The sequence below is a fragment of the Geodermatophilus dictyosporus genome, assembly GCF_900115505.1.
Classification (GTDB): Bacteria; Actinomycetota; Actinomycetes; order Mycobacteriales; family Geodermatophilaceae; genus Geodermatophilus; species Geodermatophilus dictyosporus.
Genome location: NZ_FOWQ01000010.1, coordinates 217,615 through 224,543, shown reverse-complemented (window position 1 = coordinate 224,543; position 6,929 = coordinate 217,615). Strand labels below are relative to the sequence as shown.

The window sequence follows — 6,929 nt, the reverse complement described above, 5'->3', positions numbered from 1 at the left end:
GGCCCCCGCCCAGACCAGCGGGTTGATAGGCCGGAAGTGGAAGCACCGCGAGGTGTGGAGCTGACCGGTACTAACAGGCCGAGGGCTTGACCACACACACCTGCTGTCAAGCCAACAAAGCAAGCGTGTTCGCGTCCACTGTGCGGTTCTGAACGCATCCAACCCCGATCGGGTTGACATGTTCACAGTGTTACGGCGGTCATGGCGAGAGGGAAACGCCCGGTCCCATTCCGAACCCGGAAGCTAAGCCTCTCAGCGCCGATGGTACTGCCCTGGAGACGGGGTGGGAGAGTAGGACACCGCCGGACAACCATTCCCTGGAGGGCCCCCACCACACGGTGGGGGCCCTCCAGCACTTCTCAGGAGTGGTCCGGGTCCGCCACTCGACGGCTCAGCGCCGCTCAGCGGCGGCGGACCTCCCTGGTGGTGGCGCCGACGTTGTCGGCGAGCCACGCGTTGAGGTCGGCCAGCTCGCGCCAGGCCGAGCGCACGTGCTCGAGCGCCTCCCGGGTGTGCAGCCACTCGGCGAAGGGGAACAGCCGGCCGGCGTGCAGCGAGCGGTGGCGCAGCAGGTCTGCCCGGGCGTCGTCGACGTCGTAGCCCTTGGGCACACGGGTCAGGCGGTCGCCCTCCACGGTCCAGCCGGCACCGGCGAGCCGGTCCACCTCGGTGCGCAGCCGCGGTCCCTGCACGTCGTCGGCCACTGCCCGGCGGTAGCGCTCCACCTGGTCGGACTCCAGCCGCCAGGCCCCACCGGCCACCCGCAGCCCCTCGGCGGAGATCTGCACGTACCAGGCTCCGGCGCCCCGGCCCTCCTGGTGGGCCACCGCGCCCTGGTGCGTCTTGTAGGGCGTCCTGTCGTTGCTGAAGCGCACGTCGCGGTGGGGACGGAAGAGCCTGGCGGGGCCGAACTCGCCCGCCAGCTCGTCGACCAGCGCCTGCACGGGCGCGCGGACGCAGTCCTCGTACACCGACCGCGACCGCGACCAGTAGGTCTTGGAGTTGTCGGCCTCCAGCCCCTCGTAGAAGACCAGCCCCTCGTCGGGGAAGCCGGTGAACGTCATGCGTCGCCCTCCAGGAGGGTGTGCCAGCGGACCTCCCGCACGGGCGTGCCGGCGGCGTCCAGGGTGCGGACCCACCCCTCGCGCGCCCAGCCGGCCGACTCCAGGAAGCCGGCGGTCACCTCGTCGGCCTCGGCGACCCACGCCTGGAGTCGGCGGGCGCCCGTGCCGCGTGCCAGGTCGGCCACCGCCGCCAGCAGGCGGCTGCCGTGCCCGCGGCGTCCCCACCGCGGCTCCACGAGCAGCACGGCCAGGTCCGTCGTCGGCCCTGACGGGTGCGGCGCCTCGCCGCCGTCCAGCTCGGCGGGGCCGTGGGCGGCGAAGCCCACGACCCGGCCGTCGTCGACAGCGACCAGGACGCCGTGCCCCGGCGTCGGGGGAGCGGCCACCGCGGCCCTCCACGCGGCCTCCGCGGCCGCGGCGTCCCAGCCGTCGAGCACCGCGGCCGGCAGCAGCGCACGGAACGCCGTCCGCCACGTCTCGCCCTGCACCCGTGCGATGGCGGCGGCGTCCGCGGGCACCGCGGGGCGCACCGACACCTCCGCGGTGCCGGTCAGGCGCGGGAAGGGCAGGGACTCCACGCAAGCAGCGTAGGTCGACCCACCGCCGGCGCGAGACCGTCGGCGGGCCACGGCAGGATCGAGGTGTGACCCCTCCCGCCGTCGACCGGCTGCCGGCAGCGCTCGCCCGGCGCACGGCGCTCGCCGCCCAGGGGTTCGCCGAGCCGCGGCCGGCCGTCGTCCCCGGCACCCGGCAGCTGCGGAAGGTGACCGACCGGATGGCGGTCGTCCAGATCGACTCGGTGAACGTGCTCTCCCGCTCCCACTACCTGCCGGCGTTCAGCCGGCTCGGCGCCTACCCGCGGGCCGCGATGGACGCCTTCACCGCCCGCCGGTCGGACGTCTTCGAGTACTGGGCGCACGAGGCCAGCTACCTCCCCGTGCGCCTGCACCCCCACCTGCGCTGGCGCATGGCCGCCGCGGAGGAGCACGCCTGGGGCTCCATGGTGCGCATCCAGCAGGAGCGGCCCGGCTACGTCGCCGAGGTGCTCGACCGGGTGCGCAGCGCCGGCCCGCTCAAGGCCAGCGACCTCGCCGAACCCCGGCCCGACCGGCCCGGTTCGATGTGGAACTGGCACGCGGGCAAGGTGGCCCTGGAGTGGCTCTTCTACACCGGCGTGCTCACCGCACGGGCCCGGACGACGTCCTTCGAGCGGGTCTACGACCTCACCGAGCGGGTGCTGCCGCCCGCCGTCCTGCGGACCCCGACGCCCGACCCCGCCGACGCCGTCCGGGAGCTGGTCCGCACCGCCGCCCGCGCCCTCGGCGTGGCCACCGAGCGGGACCTGCGCGACTACTTCCGCCTCCGCCCGGCGCCGGCCCGCCAGGCGGTCGCCGAGCTCACCGACGCCGGGGAGCTGCTGCCCGTCGAGGTCGACGGCTGGGGTGCCCCGGCCTGGCTCGACCCGGCGGCGCGGAGGCCGCGGTGGGTCCGCGCCCGCGCGCTGCTCTCGCCGTTCGACCCGCTGGTGTGGGAGCGGCCGCGCGTGGAGCGCATCTTCGGCTTCCGCTACCGGCTGGAGATCTACACCCCCGCGGCGCAGCGGGTGCACGGCTACTACGTGCTGCCCTTCCTGCTCGGCGACCGCCTCGTCGCCCGCGTCGACCTCAAGGCCGACCGGCAGGCCGGTGTGCTCCGCGCGCAGGCCACCCACGCCGAGGCCGGCGTCGACCGGGCCGAGGTCGCCGCGGAGCTCGCCGCCGAGCTGCGGCTGATGGCCGGCTGGCTGCGGCTCGACGACGTCGCCGTCGCCGAGCGGGGCGACCTGGCGAGCGACCTCACCCGCGCGCTCACCGCCGCGGCGTCCGGCGTCGCCTAGGCTCGGTGCCCGTGACGAGCAGCGGAGGGGTCGACACGCAGTACGAGGACCTGCTGCGCCGCGTCCTCGAGACGGGGACGCCGAAGTCCGACCGCACCGGCACCGGCACGGTCAGCCTGTTCGGGGAGCGGCTGCGCTACGACCTGTCCGAGCGCTTCCCCCTGGTGACGACCAAGAAGGTGCACTTCCGGTCGGTCGCCGTCGAACTGCTGTGGTTCCTGCGCGGCGAGGGCAGCACCCGCTGGCTGACGGAGAACGGCGTCACCATCTGGGACGAGTGGGCCGACGAGGACGGCGACCTCGGGCCGGTCTACGGCGTCCAGTGGCGCTCGTGGCCGACCCCGGACGGCGGCGCCGTCGACCAGATCCAGGGCGTGCTGGACACGCTGCGCACGGACCCCGACTCCCGGCGGATGGTCGTCTCCGCCTGGAACGTCGCCGCGCTGCCGGACATGGCACTGGCGCCCTGCCACGCGCTGTTCCAGTTCGCCGTGCACGACGGGCGGCTGTCCTGCCAGCTCTACCAGCGCAGCGCCGACATGTTCCTCGGCGTCCCGTTCAACATCGCCGGCTACGCGCTGCTCACCCGCATGGTCGCCGCCCAGGTCGGCCTCGAGCCGGGTGAGTTCATCTGGGTCGGCGGCGACTGCCACGTGTACAGCAACCACGTCGAGCAGGTCCGCGAGCAGCTCTCCCGCGAGGTGCGGCCGTTCCCGACGCTGGAGATCGCCCCGGCGCCATCGCTGTTCGACCACCGCTACGAGGACTTCACCCTGCACGGGTACGATCCGCACCCGGCCATCCGCGCCGCCGTCGCGGTCTGACGGGTGCCGGTCCGGCTCATCTGGGCGCAGGCGCACGACCGGGTCATCGGCGCCGGCGGCCGGCTGCCCTGGCACCTGCCGGAGGACCTGCGGCTGTTCCGGCAGCTGACCACCGGCAGCACCGTGGTCATGGGCCGGCGCACCTGGGAGTCGCTGCCCCCGCGCGCCCGCCCCCTGCCCGGACGGCGCAACGTCGTGCTCACCACCGACCCGCACTGGCCGGCCGGGGGCGCCGAGCGCGCCGGGTCGGTCGAGGAGGTGCTGGCCGGCACCGGCGAGCTCTGGGTGATCGGCGGCGCCGCGGTGTACGCCGCGTTCCTGCCGCACGCCGACCGGCTGGTGGTCACCGACGTCGACCTGGCCGTCGACGGCGACACCCGCGCGCCCGCCCTCGGCCCCGGCTGGCACCGCACGGCCCGGACGCCGGAGCACGGCTGGGCGACGTCGACGACCGGGCTGGCCTACGCCGTCTCCGAGTACGTGCGCGCACCTGCTGCCGGGCCGGGCGCCGCCGCGGCCGGTCGGTAGATTCGACCGCATGACCACCGACCCCGCCCGGCCCTTCGGGCGAGTGCTGACGGCGATGGTGACCCCCTTCGCCGAGGACGGCTCGATCGACCTGGCGGGGGCCCAGGAGCTGGCCGCGCACCTGGTCGACCGGCAGGCGCACGACGGCCTGGTCGTGCTCGGCACCACCGGTGAGGCCCCCACCCTGGCCGACGGCGAGCAGCAGGCCGTCCTCGAGGCCGTCATCGACGCCGTCGGCGACCGCGCCACCGTGGTCGCCGGCGTCGGCACCAACGACACGGCGCACAGCATCGAGAACGCCCGCCGCGCCGAGCGGCTCGGGGCCGACGGCCTGCTCGTCGTCACCCCGTACTACAACAAGCCGCCGCAGGCCGGGCTGCTGCGCCACTTCACCGCGGTCGCCGACGCCACCGACCTGCCGGTGATGCTCTACGACATCCCGCCGCGCTCGGTCGTGCCGATCGAGGTGGACACCCTGGTCCGCCTCGCGGAGCACCCGCGCATCGTCGCGGTCAAGGACGCCAAGTCCGACTTCGGCGCCCTGGCCTGGACGCTGGCCCGCACCGACCTGGCCTACTACTGCGGCGAGGACATGGTCAACCTGCCGATGCTCGCGCTCGGCGCGGTCGGCGTGGTGAGCGTGGTCGGCCACCTGGTCGGTCCCCGGCTGGCCGAGCTGATCGCCGCGGTCGAGTCCGGCGACCTGGCGAAGGCGCGCGAGGTCAACGAGAGCCTGCTGCCGGTCTACACCGGCGTCTTCCGCACCCAGGGCGTCATCACCGTGAAGGCGGCGCTGCGCGAGCTGGGCCTGCCCGCCGGCCCCGTGCGCCCGCCGCTGGTCGACGCCACGCCCGAGCAGCTCGACCAGCTGCGCACCGACCTCGCCGCCGGCGGGGTCCACCTCGGAGAGGTCCACACCCGGTGACCGTCAGCTCGGCCGGACAGGCCAACCAGCCGCACCTCGACCTCAAGACGCCGCCGCCGCTGCCCGCCGGCGGGCTGCGGGTCATCGCCCTCGGCGGGCTCGGCGAGATCGGCCGCAACATGGCCGTGCTCGAGTTCGACGGCAAGCTGCTGGTCATCGACTGCGGCGTGCTCTTCCCCGAGGCCGAGCAGCCCGGCGTCGACCTGATCCTGCCGGACTTCGGGGTCATCGAGCACCGCCTCGACGACGTCGCGGCCGTCGTCCTCACCCACGGGCACGAGGACCACATCGGCGCGATCCCCTACCTGCTCCGCATGCGCAGCGACATCCCGCTGGTCGGGTCCCGGTTCACCCTGGCCCTGGTCAAGGCCAAGCTCCGCGAGCACCGGCTGGACCCGGTGCTCGTCGAGGTCGCCGCCGGTGACGACCACGTCGCCGGGCCGTTCCACTGCGAGTTCATCTCGGTCAACCACTCGATCCCCGACGCGCTCGCCGTCGCCGTGCACACCCCGGCCGGCGTCCTGGTGCACACCGGGGACTTCAAGATGGACCAGCTGCCCCTCGACGGCGTCCTCACCGACCTGGGCGCCTTCGCCCGGCTCGGGCTCGAGGGGATCGACCTGCTGCTGGCCGACTCCACCAACGCCGAGATCCCCGGTTTCGTGACGCCGGAGCGGTCGATCGGCCCGGTCCTGGAGGACGTGTTCCGGCGGGCCACCCAGCGGCTGATCGTCTCCAGCTTCGCCAGCCACGTGCACCGCATCCAGCAGGTGCTCGACGCCGCCGACACGCACGGCCGCAAGGTCGCCCTCGTCGGCCGCTCGATGGTCCGCAACATGGGCGTGGCCCGCGACCTCGGGCTGCTGCGCGTCGCGCCCGGCCTGATGGTCAGTCTCGACGAGGCGACGTCGATGCCGCCCGAGCAGGTCGTGCTGGTGAGCACCGGGTCGCAGGGGGAGCCGCTGTCGGCGCTGGGTCGCATGGCCCGCGGCGAGCACCACCAGGTGACCATCGAGGCCGGCGACACGATCGTGCTGGCCTCCTCGCTCGTGCCGGGCAACGAGACCGCCGTCTACAAGGTCATCAACGGCCTGGCGCGGCTGGGCGCCACCGTGGTGCACAAGGAGACCGCGCGGGTGCACGTCTCCGGGCACGCACCGGCCGGGGAGCTGCGCACGCTGCTCAACGTGGCCAAGCCCCGCTACCTGATGCCGGTGCACGGCGAGTGGCGCCACCTGCGCGCGCACGCGGCGCTGGCCGAGCAGACCGGCATGGCCGCCGACCGGGTGCTGCTCGCCGAGGACGGCGTGGTGGTCGACCTCGTCGACGGCAAGGCCTCGATCTCCGGCTCGGTGCCGGTGGGCAACGTCTACGTCGACGGGCTCAACGTGGGCGACGTCGGCGAGGAGTCGCTGCAGGAGCGGCGGATCCTCGGCGACGAGGGCTTCGTGGCGCTCACCGTCGTCGTCGAGCCCTCGACCGGGACGATCGTCCGGCCGGTGCACCTGTCCACCCGCGGCTTCTCCGACGACCCGACGGCCTTCGACGAGGTCCTGCGGCTGGTCGAGGACAACCTCAAGCGGGAGCTGTCCGACGGGCGGACCGAGGCCCACCGCCTCTCCCAGGTCATCCGCCGGACGGTCGGCAAGTGGGTCAGCGACACCCACCGCCGCCGGCCCATGATCATCCCGACGGTGCTGGAGGTGTGAGCG

General features: G+C 74.2%; 7 protein-coding genes and 2 rRNA genes. 7 read left to right on the top strand and 2 right to left on the bottom strand.

The features are described from left to right. A 23S ribosomal RNA gene (locus BMZ33_RS20900) occupies window positions 1-94 on the top strand; the annotation flags it as partial. Between the two features lie 97 nt (window positions 95-191). Then, window positions 192-308, top strand: a 5S ribosomal RNA gene (gene rrf, locus BMZ33_RS20895). A gap of 93 nt (window positions 309-401) precedes the next feature. Here rrf and BMZ33_RS20890 read toward each other — a convergent pair. Next, window positions 402-1,064 carry a DUF2461 domain-containing protein gene (locus tag BMZ33_RS20890; protein ID WP_091115957.1) on the bottom strand — a complete coding sequence of 221 codons (663 nt, stop codon included), beginning with the start codon at window positions 1,062-1,064 and terminating at the stop codon, window positions 402-404. Next, window positions 1,061-1,642, bottom strand: coding sequence for a GNAT family N-acetyltransferase (locus BMZ33_RS20885; protein ID WP_091115955.1), 582 nt, complete (start codon window positions 1,640-1,642; stop codon window positions 1,061-1,063). The genes BMZ33_RS20890 and BMZ33_RS20885 overlap by 4 nt, the downstream gene beginning before the upstream one ends. 65 nt (window positions 1,643-1,707) lie before the next feature. Between BMZ33_RS20885 and BMZ33_RS20880 the strand changes: the two genes are divergently transcribed. Genes BMZ33_RS20880 through BMZ33_RS20860 form a run of 5 tightly spaced genes read left to right on the top strand, consistent with a single transcriptional unit; the run spans window position 1,708 to window position 6,926 of the window. Further along, complete coding sequence (locus tag BMZ33_RS20880) at window positions 1,708-2,940, top strand: winged helix-turn-helix domain-containing protein (protein ID WP_169064661.1); 1,233 nt, start codon at window positions 1,708-1,710, stop codon at window positions 2,938-2,940. Between the two features lie 11 nt (window positions 2,941-2,951). Continuing rightward, window positions 2,952-3,764 carry a thymidylate synthase gene (locus BMZ33_RS20875; protein ID WP_091116059.1) on the top strand — a complete coding sequence of 271 codons (813 nt, stop codon included), beginning with the start codon at window positions 2,952-2,954 and terminating at the stop codon, window positions 3,762-3,764. Between the two features lie 3 nt (window positions 3,765-3,767). Next, on the top strand, window positions 3,768-4,292 hold the full coding sequence (locus BMZ33_RS20870; RefSeq protein WP_091115952.1) for a dihydrofolate reductase: 525 nt from the start codon (window positions 3,768-3,770) through the stop codon (window positions 4,290-4,292). 10 nt (window positions 4,293-4,302) lie between these two features. After that, window positions 4,303-5,217 carry a 4-hydroxy-tetrahydrodipicolinate synthase gene (dapA, locus tag BMZ33_RS20865; protein ID WP_091115949.1) on the top strand — a complete coding sequence of 305 codons (915 nt, stop codon included), beginning with the start codon at window positions 4,303-4,305 and terminating at the stop codon, window positions 5,215-5,217. Beyond that, window positions 5,214-6,926: a ribonuclease J gene (locus BMZ33_RS20860; RefSeq protein WP_091115945.1), complete on the top strand. Its 1,713-nt coding sequence runs from the start codon at window positions 5,214-5,216 to the stop codon at window positions 6,924-6,926. The genes dapA and BMZ33_RS20860 overlap by 4 nt, the downstream gene beginning before the upstream one ends. The last annotated feature ends 3 nt before the right edge of the window (window positions 6,927-6,929 follow it).